General features: G+C 61.1%; 16 protein-coding genes and 1 tRNA gene. 2 read left to right on the top strand and 15 right to left on the bottom strand.

Annotation, left to right across the window (positions count from 1 at the left end; all coding sequences use genetic code 11):
• Window position 1 precedes the first annotated feature (1 nt).
• Complete coding sequence (locus tag E7002_RS06615) at window positions 2–772, bottom strand: hypothetical protein (protein ID WP_303728070.1); 771 nt, start codon at window positions 770–772, stop codon at window positions 2–4.
• Between the two features lie 568 nt (window positions 773–1340).
• Here E7002_RS06615 and E7002_RS06610 point away from each other — a divergent pair.
• Window positions 1341–3560, top strand: coding sequence for an isopeptide-forming domain-containing fimbrial protein (locus E7002_RS06610; protein WP_303728069.1), 2220 nt, complete (start codon window positions 1341–1343; stop codon window positions 3558–3560).
• A gap of 16 nt (window positions 3561–3576) precedes the next feature.
• On the opposite strand, the gene E7002_RS06605 is transcribed toward E7002_RS06610, so the two are convergent.
• Complete coding sequence (locus E7002_RS06605) at window positions 3577–3774, bottom strand: hypothetical protein (RefSeq protein WP_303728067.1); 198 nt, start codon at window positions 3772–3774, stop codon at window positions 3577–3579.
• A gap of 73 nt (window positions 3775–3847) precedes the next feature.
• Between E7002_RS06605 and E7002_RS06600 the strand changes: the two genes are divergently transcribed.
• Window positions 3848–4414, top strand: a complete 567-nt coding sequence (locus E7002_RS06600; protein WP_303728066.1) for a GrpB family protein — start codon at window positions 3848–3850, stop codon at window positions 4412–4414.
• Window positions 4415–4568: 154 nt separating this feature from the next.
• Here E7002_RS06600 and E7002_RS06595 read toward each other — a convergent pair whose 3' ends face one another.
• The 13 genes from E7002_RS06595 to E7002_RS06535 all read right to left on the bottom strand — a co-directional run bounded on the left by E7002_RS06595 (window position 4569) and on the right by E7002_RS06535 (window position 22093).
• Entirely contained in the window at window positions 4569–6755 is a 2187-nt protein-coding gene (locus E7002_RS06595) for an ATP-binding cassette domain-containing protein (protein ID WP_303728065.1), read from the bottom strand.
• A 15-nt stretch (window positions 6756–6770) separates the two neighbouring features.
• Window positions 6771–8921: an NHLP family bacteriocin export ABC transporter peptidase/permease/ATPase subunit gene (locus tag E7002_RS06590; protein WP_303728064.1), complete on the bottom strand. Its 2151-nt coding sequence runs from the start codon at window positions 8919–8921 to the stop codon at window positions 6771–6773.
• A gap of 7 nt (window positions 8922–8928) precedes the next feature.
• Window positions 8929–9492 (bottom strand): hypothetical protein, encoded by a 564-nt coding sequence (locus E7002_RS06585; RefSeq protein WP_303728063.1) that lies wholly within the window; start codon window positions 9490–9492, stop codon window positions 8929–8931.
• Between the two features lie 421 nt (window positions 9493–9913).
• Window positions 9914–9990: transfer RNA gene (locus E7002_RS06580), tRNA-Met, on the bottom strand.
• Between the two features lie 174 nt (window positions 9991–10164).
• The gene (gene yfcE / locus E7002_RS06575) at window positions 10165–10746 is read right to left on the bottom strand and encodes a phosphodiesterase (RefSeq protein WP_303728062.1); all 582 of its coding nucleotides are present in this window, start codon (window positions 10744–10746) and stop codon (window positions 10165–10167) included.
• A gap of 265 nt (window positions 10747–11011) precedes the next feature.
• Window positions 11012–11797 (bottom strand): dimethylarginine dimethylaminohydrolase family protein, encoded by a 786-nt coding sequence (locus tag E7002_RS06570; protein WP_303728061.1) that lies wholly within the window; start codon window positions 11795–11797, stop codon window positions 11012–11014.
• Between the two features lie 103 nt (window positions 11798–11900).
• Window positions 11901–13391, bottom strand: coding sequence for a basic amino acid/polyamine antiporter (locus tag E7002_RS06565; RefSeq protein ID WP_303728060.1), 1491 nt, complete (start codon window positions 13389–13391; stop codon window positions 11901–11903).
• Window positions 13392–13504: 113 nt separating this feature from the next.
• On the bottom strand, window positions 13505–16162 hold the full coding sequence (menC, locus tag E7002_RS06560; RefSeq protein ID WP_303728059.1) for an o-succinylbenzoate synthase: 2658 nt from the start codon (window positions 16160–16162) through the stop codon (window positions 13505–13507).
• A gap of 42 nt (window positions 16163–16204) precedes the next feature.
• Window positions 16205–17044 (bottom strand): 1,4-dihydroxy-2-naphthoyl-CoA synthase, encoded by an 840-nt coding sequence (gene menB / locus E7002_RS06555; protein WP_303728058.1) that lies wholly within the window; start codon window positions 17042–17044, stop codon window positions 16205–16207.
• 11 nt (window positions 17045–17055) lie between these two features.
• Window positions 17056–17805 (bottom strand): alpha/beta fold hydrolase, encoded by a 750-nt coding sequence (locus tag E7002_RS06550; RefSeq protein ID WP_303728057.1) that lies wholly within the window; start codon window positions 17803–17805, stop codon window positions 17056–17058.
• Window positions 17806–17817: 12 nt separating this feature from the next.
• Window positions 17818–20070, bottom strand: a complete 2253-nt coding sequence (gene menD / locus E7002_RS06545) for a 2-succinyl-5-enolpyruvyl-6-hydroxy-3-cyclohexene-1-carboxylic-acid synthase (RefSeq protein ID WP_303728055.1) — start codon at window positions 20068–20070, stop codon at window positions 17818–17820.
• Window positions 20070–21329, bottom strand: coding sequence for an isochorismate synthase MenF (locus E7002_RS06540; protein ID WP_303728054.1), 1260 nt, complete (start codon window positions 21327–21329; stop codon window positions 20070–20072). Before E7002_RS06540 ends, menD begins: the two co-directional genes overlap by 1 nt.
• Before the next feature lie 113 nt (window positions 21330–21442).
• Window positions 21443–22093, bottom strand: coding sequence for an HAD family hydrolase (locus E7002_RS06535; RefSeq protein WP_303728053.1), 651 nt, complete (start codon window positions 22091–22093; stop codon window positions 21443–21445).
• Window positions 22094–22460 lie beyond the last annotated feature (367 nt).

The following is a 22460-nucleotide window of genomic DNA, read 5'->3' as shown; positions in this document are numbered from 1 at the left end:
GTCACCTCCTGATACGTGAAGGCTTGCCAATCAGCTCTGCAAGCCTCTGTGACACATGCCTGTCCCAACCTTTTGGATCAGCGTCGTAGTTGGGAGCACCCTCGTTCACGTAGGCAAGAATCTCTTTGTCGCTGCGATTGGTTGGTACGCTGTAGTCGCAATGGACGTCAGTGATGTCCTCGAATTCAATGCCTGGCCGGTCGTTGGATACGGCCATAACCTCACCGAACCAGGACTCAAGCCGCTCGCCGCCCACCATATCGCGCCTTCCCCAAGGCGTACACAGCACGGTGAACAGGTCGTCCCTGTGCACCCCATCGTAGTCGACGTAGCGAACCGCGGTCCTCTCGCGATCGTAAAACTGCTTCCTGTCGACGTTGATGATGTAGCGGTACCACTCGAGCTTGAGCTCGAACGGGCCTTCGAAAGGCTTCTCGCCAACGAAGTTGTCATCCTCGTCGTACACGTCGTGGGGATGGCCCTCGGTCTCCTCGAAAAGCCCGGTGACGTCCACGCTGTCGTAGTACCTGTCCTCGACACAAACGCCCTCGATTTCCTTGAGGAACGGCCTTCCGTCCTCGGGAGTGTCGAGCCCCTCACAGCCATATCGAATGACTCGGTCGCCTTTCCAGCGCCCTGCCAAAAGGGTCAGAAGGGCGTTGTTTTCCTCGCACTTCGTCCAGCAACTCCCCCAAAGCTTCCCACCACAGCTCCACCACCAGTCTAGACGCTCCATCTTGTCATAGTTGAACCAATCGTAAACCTGGCTCATGCTCGTCACCCCACTTTCGCGATGGCGGCATTATCCCACGCCCCTAGGACACAAATTGTCCCTCACGTGGGACAGCGGAGGTGGTTTCTGTAAAACGCGGAGGTCAAGATTGGGGTCCTTGGCGAGCAGACGCGAGTAGTCCTCAAAGGTGACAGAGGGACAGGGGGACGGTTCTGCTGTCACCCAGCGGCTTAGAAATCGGTCACCAACGACCCAGCATGGAGCGACGCAAGGCGACAGAAGGACAGCAGAAAGGTGACAGAAGAACCGTCCCCCTGTCACCCTGGCCAAGCCGTGAAAAGTAACGCCCATTACAGTTTGTTTCGACCTCAATCGAAAACTGTTTGATTCGTCGCTCCGAAGGGGCTAGCATTGGATGCAGCATGCGGGACCGCCGGCCGGCCGCCCCGCATAGGCGGTGGCGGAAACGCAACTGCTTGCCTCCATCATCCACAGCCATCCGCACCTAGACGACGCTCGTACTAATAATGGACGCAGATGCTTTTGCTACGTCGACGCAGGCCGTTTCAAGACATTGGCGCGTCACGCGTTGGGAGAGGAGACCAACATGGAAGCAACTCCCAAAGGGAAGCTGCCAAGGCTCGCACTAAGCCTGATTGTAGTCATCACCATGGTGCTGGGGCTTATGTCCGGCGCGGGTTTAGGGAAGGCCCTGGCGGATGATGCCGAAACCGGTCGCATTGCGCCCGCAGAGCTGCAGACCGCCGCCGAGACGTACCCCCTCTGGGTTGGCGAGACCCAGGTCACGAGCGATAACTTGCAGGGTCAGGGCTGGAGCTTCACGCCGGCCGCGAACGGCAATCCCGCTACGTTAACGCTGAGCGGCTACAGCTACACGGGCCCGGGCAATATGGAAACGCTGCAGGACTACGATGGCGAATGGGACTACTATCGCCACGCCCCGATCTTTTGGAATGCTGACAGCGCGCTGGTAATCGAGCTTGCAGGCGAAAGCAGCATCGTCGTCACCGCCGATCCTACGGACGGCAACGCTTCAGAAGGCAGCGCCGACGAAGAGGATGGAAATCCACCCCATCGCTACTGCGGCATCTTCTGCGCGGGGAGCCTGACGGTCAGAGGGACGGGCAGCCTTTCTGCAAATGCCGGCGGCATGGAAAACGGAGGGGCCGGCATCTATGCAAAGGGCGACGTGAACGTCGAGGGCGGCTCGGTAACGGCGACAGGCTGCGATTACGGCATCTATTCGTACGAGGGCACGATTGCCATCGGCGCAGACGCCGGAACGGTTGTCGCCGAAACCACAGGGGGCGCGAACTCGCTGTACGGGATAAGCGCCGAATACGGTGACGTGAGAATCGACGGCGGCACGGTCGCCGCGAAGGGATATCACGGCATCTCCGTGGGAGGCGACATCGTCATCAACGGCGGAGAGGTTTCCGCCCAATGCTCCGTTCCCGCTTCCTACACCACAAGCATCATGGCCCCCTGTGCCATTGCCTGTGAGTACGGCACCCTAACCGTCAACGGCGGCACGATCACCGCAAAGGGCCACCAATACGGCATCTACGCCGTGCGTCACCCCTCATCGGGCGAAACGGAATTGGTGCCCGGCGTCGTCATCAACGGCGGCAGCGTCGTAGTGGAAAGTAGGGAAAGCGAAAGCAGCGCCATCGGCATTGACGGCTGCATCATGACCGTAAAGGGTGGCTCCGTCCAGGCAACTGGAAGCGGCGACAAAGCGTACGGCGTGAGCGCCAACAATTCTCTGGGCAAATCCGGCAACGGCTCGCTCGTGATCGAAGAGGGGGTTGCGTCTTTTATCGCCCAGGGCCCGGCCGGCGCCATCAACGCGGACACCAGCGTGAAGAACGCCGTTGTCGGCCTTGGCTATTCAGACGTTGCCGGTACCGAGGGCAAGACGTCCATTGCGGCCAACGCAGATAGCAAGGACCTGAGCGGCTACAGACGGGCCCTCTTCCCGGCCACCGCGGCTTCCGCTACGACGTCGCCTGCGGGGAAGAGCCTTCCCTACACCGGCAAGCCCCAGGAGCTGGTGACGGAGGGCGCAGCCAGCGGCGGCACCATGCTGTACTCGCTCGACGGGGAGGCGTATGCCGCCGAGCTGCCCACCGCAACGGATCCGGGCAAGTACACGGTCTACTACAAGGTGGCCGGCGATGCGAGCCATGTCGACTCCCAGACGCAGACGGTGACCTCCACCATTGCCGAGAAGGCCTATCCCGCGCCGACCATGTCCAACAGCAAGGGTTCCGCCTTCGCCTCTCAAACGGACGAGATCACCTACACCGTGAACCAGGAAGTGCCCAGCTGGGCGACGTTCGTGCGCACCTGGGTCGACCTCGAGAGCGTCTTGCAATACACGGTGGACGCCAGCGACGTCGCCGTGACGTGCGACGGCACGGCGCTAAGCTCTGCCAAGGCATCCATCGACGGCCAGAAACTCACCGTGGAGATAGACGATGCCACGGCCCTGCGCGGCAAGACCATACAGATTTCCTACAAGGCCAGGCTGCGCTCAGGCGTGAGGCTCGACCCCTACCTCAACGCCGACAAGAACATCGCGTCGGTGCCTTACCAGGCGCACACCTCTTTCGACAGAGAGTCAAAGGTGGTCTCATCGCAGGTGGAGAGCGTGAAGTTCAGGGCAAGCGCCACGGGCGGGTCGAGGTCGGGCCTCTCAAAGACCGGCGACACCATGCCGTACGTGGCTCCCGCAGCCACCGCCCTCGTGATGCTGGCCGCTGCGGCGCTCGCGCTCGCGGCTCGCAGGCGCAAGCGCGACTAGACGAAATCAATGCGGGCTATTTGCGATTGGCAACGCGGCCGAGGATTTTGCCGATCGCGAAGATCAGGCACCCGAGCACGACGAAGGCGGCGATCATCGCAACGATGAAGAGTGCGACTCCGCCGACGCCGGAGCCGCAGCGTATCAGGCGTTCTGGAAAGAGTGACACCGGCTCAGCGTTCCCGTGGCCGTCACAATCGTTTTCGTGAAGCATCACCCATCGTCACAACCTCGCCCGTGCCTTAGAATGTGGTGCCTGAGATTACGAACCGCTCAGGAGAGAAGACATGGAAAAAGAGCTATCGGACATGACGCTGGAAGAGCTGTGGGAGCTCTTTCCCATATTCCTCGTTGAGCATGACGACGCATGGCGCCAGCAGTACGACGAGATCGAAGGCCGCTTGGTCGAACTACTGAAAGGCTGTGCGATCGAGAGAATCAGCCACATAGGCAGCACTGCCGTAGACAACATATGGGCCAAGGACATAGTCGACGTCATGGTCGAACTCCCCAGCCTGTCAGATCTGGAGAAGGCGGCGGAGAAGCTCGAACGCTCCGGCTTCGCCATGATGTCAAACGAGGGGAAGCGGATCTCCCTCAACCTCGGCTACACGAAGGATGGGTTCGCCGAGAGGGTCTACCACGTCCACCTGAGGCTCGTCGGGGACAACGACGAGCTGTATTTCCGCGACTACCTCAACGCGCATCCCCAGACCGCCAAGGAATACGAGGCCCTAAAGCTGCGCCTTTGGAAAGAGTTCGAGCACGACAGAGACGCCTACACCGAGGCGAAAACCGAATTCATCAAGGAAGCGACCGCGAAGGCTCGCCGGGAGTACGCGGAAAGGTACTGAGAGCAGCGCCCAAGTCGCGTCCGCGTAGATCCTCGTGAGCTTGTTGCACCCCTAGAACGTGTAGAACAGGTCCGTCAGCGTCGACGAGTCGTCAATCGCAGTGGTCACGGCATTCTCGTCCACAGACACAGACGCCACCGTCGTCAGGTTACTGTCATTCCCGGTCGATTTGCTGGCGCTCGACCAGGTCGGCGAACTTGCCGCCAAGGGCTATGAGCTCGTCGTACGATCCGTCTTCCACGATGCGGCCGCCGTCAAGCATGACGATGCGGTCCGCTTCGCGTATCGTTGACAGGCGGTGTGCGATGGCGATACGCGTACAGTCCAGCCGTGCGAGCGCTTCGCTCACATGGCGCTGCGTCACGTTGTCGAGCGCGCTCGTGGCCTCGTCGAGCATGAGCACGCGCGGTTTGCCGCATACGGCACGCGCTATGAGGATCCGCTGCCGTTGGCCCCCCGACATGCCGCCCGCACCCTCGCTCACGAGCGTCTGCATGCCCATGGGCATCTTGCGGATGTCGTCTGCGATGCCGGCGAGCTCTGCGGCCTCCCACGCGTCGTCTATCGTGGCATGGGGGTTCATGAGGGTGATGTTTCCGAACAGGTCGCCTGCGAACAGGTCGCCGTTCTGCATCACGACGCCGATGTTGCGGCGCACCGAGCGCGCGTCGACCGAAGCGAGGTCCTGGCCGTCGTAGAAGACGCAGCCGCCCGTCGGCTTCTCGAAGCCGAGCAGCAGCCGCAAGAGGGTCGACTTGCCGCACCCCGTCGTCCCCACGATGGCCACGTATTCCCCCGGCGCAACCTTCAGCGTCACACCGTCGAGCACGAACGGCAGGTTGTCCGCATACCTGAACGAGACGTTCGATACCTCGATGGAGCCTGACAACGAAGAGACCTGCCGCTGGCCTGATAGGGTCTCGGGCACGGCCTTCATGATGGGCTCGAACATCTCGAACACGGGTCTCAGGCGCGCGAGCTGGGGGATAGCAACCGAAAGCGCGGCGATGGCGCCCGAAACCATGCCGAACGCGTAGTTAAAGGCCATGTAGTCGGCGGCCGATATCCCCGCCGTCGCGGCGATGCCGTAGAACACGATGGTACCTGCCGCCGCTATGAGGGGCACGAGCGCGGGGGCTGCGAGCAGCAGGGCGGGCCGGCCGTACAGGGCTTGCGCCATCCCAGCGTACCTGCGCGCCCAGAATGAAAACGCCCTGCGCTCGGCCCCCGCCACCTTGAGCTTCGCAACCCCGCGCAAAAGGGCGGGAACGACGCCCGAGAGCTCCGTCTTGCGCTGCATCTGCATCCGGTTGTACCGCACGGTCTGCGCAAGCGCCAGCAGCACCGCGACCAGCTGCAGCAACGCCACCGCGAGCGCGGGAAGCGCGAGCGCGGGCGAGAATGAGAGGATTTGGAGCACGTAAAGCAGCGAGAACACGCACGTAAGCCCCGCGCTGAGAGCACTTTTCGCGAACATCTCGACGAACAGCGAGACGCTCGAGACGCGATGCGCCAGATCTCCCGCCGCGAACCTCCTGAAAAATGACGGAGGCAGCAGCATGACGCGGGCATAGGTGGCCGCCTCCAGTTGTACCTGCATCTTCATCATGAGGCGGGCGTTAACGACCGAGCTGCTCACCTTTATGAGCGCCTGCGAGAAGACGATACCGAACAGGAGCACGCCGATCGGCGCTATGAGCGAGGCCTGCCCCGAGGGGATAACGGCATCGAACAGCAGCCGATAGGCGGTGGTGGGCAGCATGCCGAGCAACGTGACCAGCAGCGTGGCGACGAGTAGGAGGGCGTAATCGGACACCGTGAGCGACCCGCGCATGAAATCAAGCACGTCGCGCGCGGTCAGCTCGCGAGCGGGCAGAGGGCGGTAGAAGCACAGCGCCTCGGGTTCGAGCAACCCCGCCGTTCGCTTTCCGATGGAGACCTTGCGCCCCGTCGACGGGTCCACGTAAGCGTACCCGCGTGCCCCCTTGGGCAAAATCGCCACGGGCCCGCCGCCACTGAGGTGGCCCAGGTAGACGCCCGCCGCATCGCGCCACCACTCGCCTTCCAAGCGCACGGGCCGTTTCATCACGCCCGTCGGACGCAGCGCGCATTCGATGCGCTCCATCGGGTTCGTCACATCGGCGGGGACCTGGGCGGGCTTTTTCCCGTAGAACGTCAGAACGGCGTCGAGCGCGCTGTCGGCGGCAGCTGCGTCGTCGAGCCTGAAGCCGCGTGCGCGCTCTGAACCCGATGCGGATGCAGCAAGGCGGGCGTAGGAATCCGCAAGCTCCGCCTCGTCCAGCCTGCGGCGCTCCTCGATCTGCTCTGAGAACAAGCCCATCTTCAAGCCTCCGCATTAGTTGGACCGCACAAGCTCGGCGTAGAGGCCGCCCTCGTGCATGAGTTGTTCATGGGTGCCGCGTTGCACCACGCGACCCTCGTCGAGCACGATTATCTCGTCGCAGTCGCGTATGGTGGAGAGCCGGTGCGCCACGACGATACAGGTTATGCCGCGCTCGCGAATCGAGCGCATGACATGAGCCTCTGTTTTAGCGTCGAGCGCGCTTGTCGCCTCGTCCAAGATGACGATGGTAGGATCCATCGCCAGCGCCCGCGCGATCTCGAGACGCTGCAGCTGCCCGCCCGAGAAGTTCTTTCCGCGCGGGGCGATGATTTCTTGGTAGCCCGCCTCGCGCTCGACGATGGCGTCATGTATACCGGCATCGCGCGCGGCGAGCACCACCTCGAAGTTCTCGATGGTGCCGTCCCAGAGCCGAATGTTCGCGTCCACCGTATCCGGCAGCGTCATGATGTCCTGGTCGACGACGGAAAGCGATCCGCTTAGGCGGTCGGGGTCGATTTCGCCACGCGGGGCCCCGTCGAAGCGAACCTCGCCTTCCCAGGGTTCATAGAGCCCGCTCACCAACTTGGCGATGGTCGATTTGCCCGAACCTGACGACCCCACGAGCGCGACCCAGGCTCCCGGGCGTAGCTTCAACGAGAAATCCTTTATGAGCGGCGGCTCGAGCGGCGAATACCCGAACGACACATGGTCTATCTCTATCTCGCCCGAAAGCTTCGAAGGCGCGGGGCTTTTCTCGCCTTTGTAATCGCCGCGGTCGGCGGGATGCTCGAGTACATCTTGAACCCGTTCCATCGACGTGCGCATCTCCTGGACCTGCTGGCCGAGACCGACGATCGAGTCAACCGGCCCCACGAAGCCGGACAGCAGACCCTGGAAGGCAAGCAGCATGCCCGCGGTGAACTCGCCTGACATGATGAGGGAGGTCCCCAAGACCAGAACCGTCGTGTTCGCGATCGCGCCGAGGAATTCGGGTACCGCGCCGAAGTACAGGTCGGCCTTGTTGAACCGTGCGCCAGCGTCGCTCACAAGCGCCTGATACCCCGACCAGCGTTCGAAGAAGCCCTCCTCAGCCCCTGAGGCTTTTATGGTCTCTATAGACTCGATACCCGCCATGGTGTTGGAGTAAAGCAATGCCCTATCGCGCATTTGTTGTCGCGTAAGGTTCACGCGGGCGCGCGAAGCCCACCCGGCAACCGACACGTTGATGGCCACCGTCACGAGCCCAACCAGCGTCAGCTTCCAGCTGTAGCCCAACATGAACGCCAGGTACAGCACGGCGAGCACCACGTTGAACACCGCCGGCGCGAGCCTGTCGACGAGCGTGGCGGCGATCGTCTCGTTTGCTTCCTGACGCTGCTGCAGATCACCGACCGTGCGCTGCCCGTAGAAGCCGGCCGGCAGGTGCAGGAGGTGCCACATGAACTGAGAGGCGCCCACCACGGCGAACTTGGCTCGTATGCGGTTAAGGAACAGGGCGCTCGCGATGTTCACGATGCACTGGGCCCCCACGAGCAGGGCGAGGAGCACCATAATGGGTCCAAGCCACTGAGGAGCCTCGCCTGTGAGCACGTAGTCCATAAACGCCGTAGACGCGGTAGCGGCCATGAGGGCAGCAAGGGAAATGACGAACATGGCGAGGGCGACAAACGCTATGGACTTCCCCATGCCGCGCAACCGCTTACGCGCGAACTCGACGGTCGAGGGCGGCTTCCCTCCCTGTTCGAAGGCCTCCGTCGGGGCGAGCTCCAGCGCCACTCCGCCATACGAGCGCTCGAATTCGCTCGCGCTCGTCTTCACGGAACCGCGCGCGGGGTCGTTCAGCAACGCGCTGCTTCCCGCGAACCCGCGCAGAACCACGTAGTGATTCGCGTTCCACGACACGATGCACGGAAATGCCCCCGACTCCCTGATTTCCGCGGCAGGGCAATCGCGCGATGTCGCCTGCATGCCATACGAGCGTGCGGCTGCGAGGATCTTGTCGGCCCTCGATCCGTCGCGGCTCACGCCGCATTTCATGCGCGCTTCTTCGAGGTTAACCCAGCGACCGTAATGGGCAAGGATCATCGCCAGGCAGGCAGCGCCGCTTTCGGCGGCCTCCATCTGCATGACGACAGGGACGTTGCGCGCGCTTTTTTGCAGCATGCGCTTCCTAGCCCCTTCCCGTAACTATGCTTACGGGATTCTTTTCTGCCACAACAAGACTTACCGGCACGAGGCGCGCCGACCCCAGCGCGGTGGTTATAGCAAAATCCGAGCCCCCCACATCGCCGTCGGGCTCTATGACGACGGGGTAGTTCCAGTCCGCGAGATCAATTGACTCCGCATAGAAGTCGTTCCCCAGAAACTTAATCACCTCGGAGGCCGACATGGGGGCCTCGTTCATGCGCGCATCTTTCGCTTCGGCGCCGTCGATGCTCGCCTTCACGCCGAAATCACCGATCCGATCGGCTGCCTGCTTGTCGACCCAGCACACGACGACCGATTCGCCTGCATCCGGGTCCTGCAATACGATACCCGTCGTGTTCACGGTGACGGGAACCACGGCGAAGATCGCCCACACGGCGATGGCGCCAACCAGAAGGAGCATCGCGAAGACCGTGACCCACGCGCTTGGGTTTGCCACCTTTATGTAACGGTCAAGCTCATCGGTGCTCGTTATCCGGCTAGCTGCCGAGTGCTCGGGGGTTTCCGTGGCATTCGCTTTGCGACCCATCGTCCGCTTCCTTCCCGTGGCAGTCATCAGAGTTTGACGCTTAGTTTGACTGGCGCAACGGAATACCGAAACGCGCTGGCTTCATTATAGACTCACCTATAGGGCCTTGCACGGACCCCTGAGGCGCCAACGCCCTGAAGCGGAACCGGCCATCGGCGACGCGCGGAACGGTTAGGCACATCACGGAACATTCCCAAAGTCACGGCAGAAGGCTCGAAGGGGCATACGAAAACAGGCCAGCTCGTTCAATTAGTGAGCCGACCTGCGTCAATGTTGGTCGCAGGGATTCGAGCGCCCGAAAGACGAGCCTGTGGCTCGTCTTTAGCGAGAATGGGTTCCCGCCTGCGGGAACCCCAGGAACGGCCCGCAAGGGCAGCCCCCGCGGAGAATGAAAAAGGCGCCCGAAGGCGCCTTATAATTTTGGTCGCGGGGGCTGGATTTGAACCAACGACCTCCGGGTTATGAGCCCGGCGAGCTACCAGACTGCTCCACCCCGCAATGTCTGACGCTGCTTGAAGCAGCTCGATTAGAATACGCCGAACATAGAGACAATGCAACGATAATTCGGCCGCACACACAAAGCACACCTTCAACGGAAGCACTCATCGACAGCAGACGACGCGGCGAACAAGCCCGCGAAAGGCCCCGACACCGCAACGGCCGTTCACCTGCCTACCACTGCACCAGTTCGAATTCTCCGTTTTCATACAACGCAAAACTGTGACTTCCGTCCTTCGGAATGCTCACGCTACCAGGGTTGACCAGTCGAATGGTACGCACGTCGTCTCCCGCCACGCCAACGCCTTCCCCACGCGCGGGCACCAGCACGCCATCATTCACGCGCATGCGCACATCCTCGTTCACCTTCACGTGCGTATGCCCCGAAAGAAACGCCGCACCACTGGGAAGCAATGGCATGCGCTCGGGCGACCACACATGACCATGCGTGCAGAACAGCGTGGCATCACCGTCGACCAGGGTAGCGTAGTCAGCCATGCAGGGAAAGTCGAGTACCATCTGGTCCACTTCCGCATCGCAATTGCCCCGAACAGCCACGATGGATTCCGCCACCTCATTCAACATGGCAGCAACTTCCTTGGGAGCATACCCTTCGGGCAGATCGTTGCGCGGGCCGTGATAGAGAACATCGCCCAGCAGCACAATGCGGTCGGGTGTTTCACGGGAAACAGCATCCATTAACCTGCGGCACCACGTTGCCGAACCATGAATATCGGAAGCAATCAGCAGCTTCATGTTCTTCCTTTCCCTCGTTCGCTCGAGCATACCGCAATCGCAGCTGCGCGCCCGCGCAGTTTACCCATACGCCATGCGGCCCATCGGCGAATGCCACAACAAGCGAAATGCATCCAAGCAAGCGCGCCTCGCATTACCCAACCGCAATGACCCGTCGAGCTCTCGCACGCATAAGAACGAACCCACCCAACATACGCCAACGGCCTGCGGGTTTTCCCACAGGCCGTCCGAGTTTGGCTTTGGTTTGCGGGCATGCCCGCAGCAATTACTTCAGAGCGGTGAAGCGCAGGCTCAGGCAGCTCAGGCCGCCGTCGATCTTGCGGAACTCGCTCGTGTCGACCACGATGGTCTCGTAGCCCAGGTCCTGAACGGCCTTGAGCACCGTGGGGTAGCCCTCGGGAACGATGACCGTGCCGTTGATCCAGATGCAGTTGGCGCCATAGGCCTCTTCTTCGGGAACAACGATCTTGTTGTACTTGGCAAACTCAGGCTTGTCGATGAACTCGCCGCTCACCAGCATGTTGTTGTCTTCCAGGTAGTTCACGCCCGTCTTCAGGTGCAGCACTTCCTCCAGCGGCACTTCGCTGCCGGACAGGCCGTACTTTTCCAGAATGGCGATGAACTGGCGGATGCCCTCTTCGTTGGTGCGCGCGGAACGACCCACATAGAAGTGGTCGCCCACCATCATGACGTCGCCGCCTTCCAGCGTGCCGGGGGCAACAATGTGCTCGATGCGGTCTTCGGGATAGTAACGGCGAATGATGGGCTCCATGAGCTCAGCTTCCGCATTACGCGTGCCGGCGCCAGGGTTGTCGATAATGGCGCACTCGCGCGTGAGCACGGCGGTGTCTTCCACGAAGCAGCTATCGGGGAATTCGGGGGCGTCGGGAAGAACGTCAACTTCCAGACCCAGGCTCACCAGCGCCTGAATGTATGCGTCATGCTGGCGCAGCGCGTTCTCGTAGTCGGGCTTGCCCAGCTCGGGAGCACTCGTGATGCCATCGCAGACGGCAGGGCACGGACGGCGCACGATGATGTTAGAGAATGCCATATCCAATTCCTTTCACTAACACGGATATGAGAATTCGTCGGCTCCAAGCCGACCGAAACGAAGTGGCTGGGCCCTCCCTCGGTACCCAGCCACTTGGTATGAACTACCAGACGATCTGGCCGGTAAGCAGGAAGTAGATGCTCACGACCAGGGCAACCAGAATGACGGCCACGGCGATCTTGTCGGCAGTGCCACGCAGATAGCCATCGCCGCGGCTCTTCTTCGACAGAACGTAGACCACGATGCCGGGGGCAAACAGGAAGCTCATGATGGTAAGGCCCACGGCGCCCGTTGCCCAGCAGAGCAGCAGAGCGTACGCAACGCCAAGCAGACCGATGATGCCGTAGAACACGGGCGATGCGCTTACCTTGCCCTGGAAGGCTTCGGGTTCCTTAAAGGCAACCTTCACCATATACGCTGCGCTGAACAGGTACGGCAACAGAATCATGCCAGCAGAAAGCACGTAGAAGAACTGATACGTGTTATCGGAGAACATCATGATGAGCAGGAAGATCTCGATGATGCAGGCGTTCAGCACCAGCGTGCCAACGGGCGAGCCCTTCTCGTTCGTCTTCGCGAAGAACGAAGGGAAGCCAGCCTTCTGCTGAGCAGCCTCGAAAGGGCTTTCGGCGGTAAGCACGACGTAGCCGAGCATGGCGCCAACAAGCGAAAGAACCACGCCGAAGTTGATAAGGATGGCGCCCCACTCGCCCACGGCGTATTCCATGAGGTTGGCCAGCGGCGGATTCTCGAGAGCGGCCAGCTCGTCGAGCGGCATAACGCCCAGCGATAGCAGCGACACCATGAGATAGATGCACAGGACGCAGATGAATGCAACGATGGTGGCCTTGCCCACGTCGGAATCGCGGCGGGCGCGACCGGAAATGGCCACGGCCGATTCAATGCCGATGAACACCCACACCGTGGTGGTAAGGGCGGAGAGAATCTTGTCGCCACTGCTTAGAATGGCACCAGATTCGGCATCGGTGGTCATCACGTTGAAGTTCGCCATGAATATATCGGGGTGGAAATGACCCAGGAACACGATGGCGATGATGGCCGTGAAGATGGGCACCATCTTGGCGATGGTCACCACGGCGTTGATGGCCGCAGCTTCCGTGACGCCACGGGAAACCAGCCAGGTGTAGAACCAGACGATGCACGATGCACCGATGATGGAAGGCAGGTTGTTGCCCGATTCGAAGATCGGGAAGAAGTACGCGAGCGCGCTAAACAACAGGGCGCTGAAGCTCACGATGCACAGAATGGCGGAAATCCAGTAGCCCCAGGCGCTGCAAAAGCCAATGAAGTGGCCGAAGCCCTCGCTGGCGTAGCTGTAGATGCCGCCCTTCAGCTTGGGCTTCACGCGGGAAAGGCAGAAGAACGTGAGCACGAGGCACAGCACGCCCACGCCAGAGATGCACCAGGCGAGCACGATGGCCTGACCGTCGGCGCCGTTCGCCGCCATATCGCTGCACAGGCTGAAAACGCCCGAGCCAACAATGAGGGTAATTACGGAAGTGATAAGATGGAAGAACCCCATGCCCTGGGGATTGTCGACAGTCTGGTCGACTGCAGCTGGTTTACCAGCCATGCAAACTCCTTTACCGGGCTAAGCAAAAGCCGCGCATCTTTTACCCAGCGATATACACAACGGTGAATAGATTACCACACCTAACGTTACTGTTTTGTATATTTTGCCTGCGGTTAAGCATTTGGATAGGTGCGCCTCCACAGCTCAACCCTATGCAATTCCTCCATGTTCAAATCGCATCCAAGGCCTGCTTCCCCACCCACGGGGTTCACCACGAGCGACCCCTTTTCCAATACGAAGGGCGGTTCGGTAATGTCATGCTCGAAATAACGCGACGTGTCGGAAATGTCGCCGGGAATGTTCATTCCAGGAAGCATGGCGAATGCCGCATGCAGGCGCTTGCTGATGCCCGTGTCGTACATCCCTCCCATCCATACGGTGACGCCCATGCTGCGGGCGCGCTTGTAGAAGTCCAGCGCAGGTTGCACTCCGCCGAACTTGCCTATCTTCATTACCACGCAACGTAAGTCGCGATGCTCCTTCAGAATGCTGTCGAGCTGGCTGGCGTTCGTCCAACTCTCGTCGAGAGCAATGGGCGTGCGCAAGGTGCGCTGCAAGCGGGCCAAGCGCTCGAACAGGCCCTTTGGCCCCACATGAGGCACATGCTTCGGGTCGAGCGGTTCCTCGATGCATGCAAGGTTCAACGCATCGAGGCGCTTGAGCTCCTTCATGTCATCTTCAGTGAAGCTCTGGTTCGCATCGGCCAGCAGCGTAAGGTCGGGGAATTCCTCGCGCACGGCGACAATCGGGCGAATGTGCCCGGGCTTCACCTTGATCTTCACGCGGCGATACCCTGCAGCCAGGGCATCGCGCACAGCGTCGATCGTTTCGCGCTCGCCCATAATGCCCACAACGGCGCCACCAGGGGCGCAGCCTTCGGGCACGCCAAGCGCGGCGCCCTCTTCGGTCACGGAATCGCGCGCGCCGATAAGCTGGCGCACGGAAAGCCCCATGACCTTGCCGTACAAATCCCAGAAGGCCGACTCCACGGCCGCCGCCGCAAGCGGATGCTTTTGGGCAGCGGGCACGCGAGAAAGCACGCGGCTCACTTCCACGGGATGCAGGAACGTATATTTCAGAACCACCGGAATGATGGTCTTTTCCAAAACGGGCAGGTCATCGTCGATGGTTTCGGGTAGATACCAGTCGGTGGAAAACGCGACGTCTTCGCCCAGGCCCGTGCGGCCCGCCCAGTCGGTAATGCGCACGATAAGCGACTCGCGCTCGCGCAGCTTCGTACGAGCCGTTCGCTGACCACCGCCCACCAGGGGCTGCTTCACGCGCCAGACGTCAACCTTCACGGCTTCCAGGCGCTCGTTGTAGCGCATGCGCAACGCCATGCGGTTGACCTTGCCAATGCCCGTGCGCGGAAACTCCGGCAACACAACGATGTGCTTCGGCATGTAGATGCGCGCCAGACGCGATTGCAGGCTAATGCGCACGGAATCAGCCATGTCCTGGGCATTGAACCCAGGCTCGTAAGCCATTTCGCGCGCTTCGGCGAAAGCAACGGGGCGGCGACCCCAGTCGGCATCTTCCACGCCGAACACGAAGGCATCGGTTACGCCCGGCACCTGCAGCATCTTCTTGCGAATCTCTTCGGGATAGACGTTCTCGCCACCCGACACGAACATATCGCCCGTGCGCTCCGCCACTTCCACGCGACCATCCACCAAACGCGCTCGATCGCCCGTGATGAAGAAACCGTCGGAGGTAAACGCAGCGTGCGCATTCAGGTAGCCCTTGAACACGCCAGGGCCACGAACGCCCAGCTGGCCATAGCCATTTTCATCGGCGGAAAGAATGACCACCTGATACGGCGCCATGATGTCGAGCGCCAGGCCATCGCCCTGCTGGTACAGGCGCGAGGCCACATGGCTGCACGTTTCCGTCATGCCATAGCTGGTGTAGACGCGAGCGCCATGGGCGGCAGCCTGCTCGAGCGTAACGCTATTGGGTGCGGCGCCGCCCAGCAAAATGCATTCGTACAGCGGCAGAACTTCCTCCGCACGCGGCGAAGCGAGCATGTCCTGCAGCATCTTGTCGACCACGGAAACGTGGGTGCATCCGTACACAGCCGCATCGCAGAGCGTCTGCGTGGCATCGAAACGCCGATACATGATGAACGGTGTGTCGTTGAGCAGCGAGCGAATGAAAATTTCCAAACCACCCACGTGGTACATGGGCAGCGTAAGCTGCCACGCGCCTTCGCCCGGTACGTTCAGGCGCATGTTCGACGAGGCAGCGGCACCCTGCAGGTTTGCCCACGAAAGCTCAGCGGCCTTCGGCCTGCCCGACGTACCCGACGTGAACATGACCACCGCACGCGCGTGGCCATCGAACGCGCCACTTCCGCGCTGAGCCCAATGTGCCAGCTGGGACGGTTCCGCATGCGCGTTCTGAATAAGACCAAGAACGTCGGCTTCGCGAAGCACGCGCATGCCGCTTACGTGCAGCGCCGCCTCCGCACTGCGTAGACGCTCGGCCTTTTCCTGTGCCGTAAGGCGAGCGTTCAGCGTGACGACGGTAAACCCGGCATAGGCCGCAGCCAGCAACAAGTAGAGAAACGCGGGGCAATTGCCCATGTCGCTGGCAACCACGTTGCCGCGACGAATGTCGGCCGCCTCGAGCGCCATGCCCAAGCGCGCGGCGCTCCTACGCACTTCCACGTAATTCACCTGGGCGTATTCAGCCGAAGCGTCGATAAAGCACGGCGCTTGAGGCGACTTGGCAATACGGTCCTCGATATGCTGCAGTATGGTTGCGGTCATGGCTAGGCTACATTCGATTTCACGTGAAACACCCGGCAGATCCTAGGGAAACTTGGGGAACTGCGTGAAATCGGGCTTGCGCTTTTCCTTGAACGCGTCGCGGCCTTCCTTGGCCTCGTCGGTGGTGTAGTAGAGCAGCGTAGCATCACCCGCAAGCTGGGCCAGGCCAGCATAGCCGTCGGTTGCGGCGTTGAAGCTTGCCTTCATGAAGCGCAGGGCCGTGGGACTCCACTGCAGAATCTCGCGCGCCCAGGCAACGGTTTCCGCTTCCAGCTCGTCGAACGGCACGACCTTGTTGACCATGCCCATTTCCAGCGCCTCGGCTGCCGTGTACTGACGGCAGAGGTACCAGATCTCGCGTGCCTTCTTCTGGCCAACGATGGCAGCCAGATAGGAAGCACCGTAACCGGCGTCGAAGCTACCGACCTTCGGGCCCGTCTGACCGAACTTGGCGGTATCGGCCGCCAGCGACAAGTCGCACAGCAGGTGCAGAATGTGACCGCCGCCAATGGCGTAGCCGTTGACCATGGCGATGATGGGCTTGGGCACGATGCGCATCAGGCGCTGAAGGTCGAGCACGTTCAGACGCGGGATGTTATCCTCACCCACGTAGCCGCCATTGCCGCGAATCTTCTGGTCGCCACCGCTGCAAAATGCCTCGTCCTCGTGACGACCACCATGATTGGCACCCGTAAGGATGATGACGCCAATTTCCGCGTCGTCGCGCGCTTCGGTAAATGCGTCGTACATTTCGTTGACGGTAAGCGGCGTGAACGCGTTGCGGCGCTCGGGTCGGTTGATGGTGATCTTCGCGATGCCATCGAACGTCTCGTAGATGATTTCGCGGTATTCCTTACCACGCTTCCACTCGAAGTCGCTCATATCCTGCCTTCCTATTCCATGCCCCGTGCTTCATTGAGCACGCAGGCGAATTCACTTGGTCGTTCCATATGAACGTTATGCCCGCAGTCGAAACGGGTCACTGTAATGCCAGCAGCCTGGCACACATCGGCAATGCGCGAATAGCGCTCGTCACGCTCGCCCACCAGAAAGCGAACGAGCACAGGCAACGACGCGAGCATGCGCACCGTATCTGCCTGCAACGCCATGGTCTGCACGCCACCGTCGCGAAGCTGGCCAGCCAACGCGCGAGGGTCGCACACAAGGCGCATGGCACGCTGAGTGCGCTGCACCTCTTCGGGCTGTTCCAACTGCGTAGCAAACAGCGGCAGCTTTTCCCACCAGTCTACAACTTCCTGAATAGACTCGGCCTGTTCCATGCGCTGCGCCCATGCGTTGTTGCGCTCGGCAAACCACGTTCGTTCGGCTTCGTCCACGCAACCCAAGCCGGCGCTTTCCAATACAAGCGCAGCCAAGGTCTGCGGAAACGCACGAGCATATTCCACCGCAACGCGGCCGCCCATGGAATACCCCACGAGCACCACCGTATCGCACGCGTTTTCCTGGCAAATCTGCATAACGGAGCGATGCACCGACTCCGCCAACTGGGGCAACGAATACCCCTGCGCTCCAGGCACATAGTCGATGGCATAGACATTCCCGCCGGGAACGACGTCGACAACGCTGTTCCACGTGCGCGCATCCTGCAGGAAGCCATGCAGGAGAATGATGGGCAACGACATGGCTGATCGAACCTACCAGTAGCGGCTGTAGCGGAATTCCACGCCAGCCAGCGGCACCGACACGTCGATGATGTTGATACCTGGCTCGCCCAGGAAGCTCTCGTAGATGCGACGGAAGTCGTGAACCGAGCTCACGCGGCGATACCCCGCACCGAACGCCTGCGCCAGGTGCTTGCAATCGACGTTCTGCGGCGTAAGGAACAGACGGCCGAAATAGTCTTCGGATGACTTCTGCGGAAGCATGTCGAAGATAGCGCCGCCGTTGTTGTTCAAGAGCACCACGATGATCGAGGGCACGGGGCCGTCGTGGCGAATCTCGCGAATATGCATTTCATTCTGCAGCGACAGAGCGTTCGCATCGTGCAGGAAGGCCAGATCGCCCGTGAGGACGGTGGTCTGCTCGTACGCCTGCGCCGCGCCAATGGCGGAAGACAGCGTGCCATCGATGCCATTCAGGCCGCGGTTGCACAGCACGCGGATATTCTTGTCGGACTTGCAGTAGAACGTGTCAATGGCGCGAATGCTCATGCTGTTCGCGCTGAACAGCAGCGATCCTTCGGGAATGAGCGACATCATCTTGGCAACGTAGGCGCCTTCGAAATCGTCGGCTCCCACGCGGCTGGGCACCGACGTGATGCGCTCGCGCGCTTCGTCGTTGGCGGCCATCCACTCTTCCACGCACTTCACGCTCGCCGCGCTCTTGGCGCGCACGCCAATCATGCCAGCGGCGAACACCACAGGCAGGGCATGCACGAACAGCGACGTGCTTGCAGAGTAATCGCGCGTATCGCGCATGTCGACGGCAATCTGCGTAGGGTTCATTTCCTGCAGCGCCGTGAAGCAGCGCTTGGAAACCGGCCAACGGCCAAAGCGAATGACCACGTCGACGCGCGGGGCTTCCCCACCGAAGACGGTATCGTAGTTGTCGATGACGTACGGGTCGTCCACGCAACGCAGGCCCGACAGCGGGTCGGCCAGCAGCGGGATATGGCACTTGTGCGCGAACTCGAGCATTACCTGCACGTCTTCGGCATTGTTGCACGTGCCTTCGCCGCACAGGGCGATGGTGCGCTTGCCGTGAAACACCTTGAAGATGCCGCGGGCATCGCCCGGACGCAGCCCCTGACCAGGAACCACGGTAGGCGGAAGTGGATTAACCTTTTCGGCTCCCTTGCTGCGCGCAGGCTTCAGCGGCTCATCGAACGGGAAGTTGATATGCACGGGGCCGCCATCGCAGCTTGCCGCACCAGGCACGGAACCATGCGCGGCAACGCAGGCCTCCAGAGCCGTTTGGCGCGCGAAGGCAAGGGCCTCATCGGTTGCCGAAGGCTGGGGCATCTGCACGAATTTCTTCACGTGGTCACCGAACATCTTCAGCTGATCGCACGTCTGCGGAGCACCCAAACCCTGCAGGCGCGAAGGACGATCACCCGAAAGCAGCAACAGGGGCACTCGGCTGGACTCGGCTTCCAGCACGGCGGGCATCCAGTTGCCCACCGCCGTGCCGCTCGTGCAGATCACGGCAACGGGCTGGCGCTTCGCCTTGGCCAAGCCGAGCGCGAAGAACGCAGCACCGCGCTCGTCGACATCGACGTATACGCTGCCAAAGCGCTCGAATGCCTTCATGGCAAGGCCCGTGGAACGAGAACCCGGGCTAATTACGTAATCGGTTACGCCGCAGCGCTCGAGTTCCGAGAAGAACGCATCCAGGTATTCCGACGTGATCTCGGCGGGGTCGGTGGGAACGACGCGCGGTTCGCTCTCCACGACGGGAGCAGGCTCTTCGCGTTCGACCACAACGGCGGCGGCATGCGCGCCCTCGGCCTTTTCCTGATGGGCAGGTTCGGCAACTGCGGGTTCGGAGACCATAACGGATTCAATGGGCTGCTCCACGGGAGCCGTCTTCTGCCCCACGGGCACTGCCTGCTCGGCGACAGGCTGAGCGGCGGCAGGGCGAGCCGCACTCTTCGACTGGGCATGCGCGGCAACAGCCGACGCCGCCGTTACGGCAGCAGCGGTAGCCTCGGCGCGACGCATGGCAGCCATGGCGGCGCGGCGAGCCTCTTCGACTTCGCGTTCACGGCGCGACAAGGGAACCTGCTGCTGAGGCTTGGTAGAGGGAGGCATGGTGTAGCCAGCCCCATCGGAAACCGGCGGAGTGTAGCTACGCCCACGCTCGCGCGCGATGGCCTTTGCAGCAGCCTCGATGATGCCCTGATCAATCGAGATCTTCCTTGCTGGAATTGGTTGCGTTGCGTCTTCCATTAGTCCCTATCTTCCCCATTGAAAGCCGAAAGAATGGTCTTCAACTTCATATCTATCTCATCGTATTCCGAATCGGCATCGCTACCAGCCACGATTCCGCAGCCTGCGTAGACATAGCCGTTTTCTCCATCGAACACGCCACAGCGAATGGCCACGGAAAACGCGCCGTTGCCATCGCCGTCGACGTAGCCCACCGAACCACCGAAGAAGCCGCGATTGTACGGCTCAACTTGGCGCAGAAGCATCATGGCCTCCCCCACGGGAGTGCCTGAAAGGGCTGGCGTGGGCGAAAGCTGCCCTGCCAGGTTCTGAACGCTGCGCCCCTCCATCATTTGCGCCGAAACGGGCGTATGCAAATGCTGCACATGCTGCAGCGGCTTGATGATGGGCGCAGCAGGAATTTCCACGTCGTGGCAGTTTCGCTCGACAACCGAGCGGATGAAGTCGACCACGAATGCATGCTCGCGACGATTCTTGTCGTCGGACAAAAGCTCGTCTGCCAGGGCCTTGCGCTCCTCCTCCGAAGAGCCCACCCCAATGGTGCCCGCCAGGCATTCGCTCTGGATGCGGGTTCCCTGCTTGCGAACAAGCAGCTCGGGCGTGCAGCCGCAGAAGAACACGTCGCCATAGCGATACAAGAACACCGTTCCGCGCGCGCTGCCGTCGATGAGGTTCACGAGCAGATCTTTGCTGGAAAACGGCTCACTGGCATGCAGGGGCAAACGGCGCGAGAGTACGGCCTTCGAAACGCGACCGGAATCGATGGCGGCCAGCGTTTGCTCCATTTCGCGATGCCAATCGCTGCGCGAATCGCTTCCCAGGGTATACGGAATGGTGCGACGCGTACGCGCGGGCGCAGACTGCGCCTGGCGGAGGAATCGCTGCACGCGCCCCTCGTACACGGGACCCAAGCTGTTTACCTGCAGATACGTACCCGACTCGTTCTGCACCAGAACGACTTCGGGAACCAGGAAGCGCAGGCGCGGGAACGACGAAAACATCTCGTCAGCCGGTGCGGGGTTTTCCGCATCGAAGCGCTGGTACGTGAACAGGTACGGCGGAATGTCTTCAGAGCCTTCTACCACGTACTCCACGTCGTTTGCGGAGCAGAGCGCAATGCAACGCCCCAAGCCGAACAGGCGAGCGGGCCCGCTTTTCTCGTAGTAGACGAATTGATCGGTGAAACCCTTTTGGAGCTGGCAAAACGCATCTACGATGTCCGCACCCAAAGGCAATGCGTACGTGTAGATTATTGCCATGAAGAACGCCCCTATCGCTCGAACCACCGTTCACCCATTCTAGCATTGATAGCGCCCTATCGGGGGTGCCATAGGTGCCTGTGAGGATAAACGCAAAAGACGATGGGTGGACACTATCGGGAAAGCAATCCCAACAGGTTTTCGGGAGCGTGAACGATGACATCGGCACCCGCGGAAACCAGCACGGGCTCGGGGTTGTAGCCCCACGACACTCCCGCAGCAAGCACGCCTGCTGCCTTCGAAACCTCGATATCGACGGGCGAATCGCCCACGTACACCGTCTTCTCGGGAATGGTGCCCAGCTCGGCGATGGTCTTCAGAAGGCCCGTGGGATCGGGCTTACGCGGATAGTCGGGGCATTCGCCATGAATGGCGTCGAAGACGCCCGGGTAGTAGCGTTCCGTGACTTCCTTCGTTGCGGCATCGAACTTGTTACTGAGCACAGCGACTTTGACCCCCGTGCGTTTGAGAGTTTCGATCGTCGAAGGCATGCCCTTGAAGGGGATGGTCTCCTCGAAGCCAAACGTTGGGTACAGTTCCTTCCAGCGATTGAACACCGCAATGCGCTTCTCTTCGGGCGTACTATTCGGCACCGCCTGGTCGATAAGCGCGCGGGCACCATGACCTACGAAGCTAAGGATGTCCTTTGACGTATGCTGCGGAAGGCCGAACTCCTTGAGCGTGGCGTTCGTGAGGAGCACCAAATCGGGCAACGTGTCCAGAATCGTGCCGTCGCAATCAAAGATAAATGCTTCCCGCGCCATGGCGCTCCCATCTGCCCTGCAGTCGAATGTTTCACGGGAAACATCGTAGCACTGCCTGACCTGAAGGATTTCAATTCCATGCCCCGTGCACCTGGGGCCGCCCGCCTTTCGGGCACCGCTCCGCTGTTCGCTCGGTTTGCGCCCCTCAACGGGGGCGCAAACCATCGTTCATGCGCTGCGCTGCTTCATGCATTTAAATGGCTGCTTGGCTAAGCCAAGCAGCTTCATTTTTTGCTTTCAGAGTGCCCCGAAAGGCGGGCGGCCCCAGGTGCACCCTTCCCCACTTGCCACCATCAAGCCAACCTGCAACACCGTTTCCCGTGAAACACTCGCCTGCACTCATCCAAGCACCATGCCTCATGCAATA

Origin of the sequence: Denitrobacterium detoxificans (genome assembly GCF_015062615.1) — a bacterium.
GTDB lineage: Bacteria > Actinomycetota > Coriobacteriia > Coriobacteriales > Eggerthellaceae > Denitrobacterium > Denitrobacterium detoxificans_A.
The sequence above is the reverse complement of the archived record's forward strand: the minus strand, read 5'-3'. Positions and strand labels throughout refer to the sequence as shown.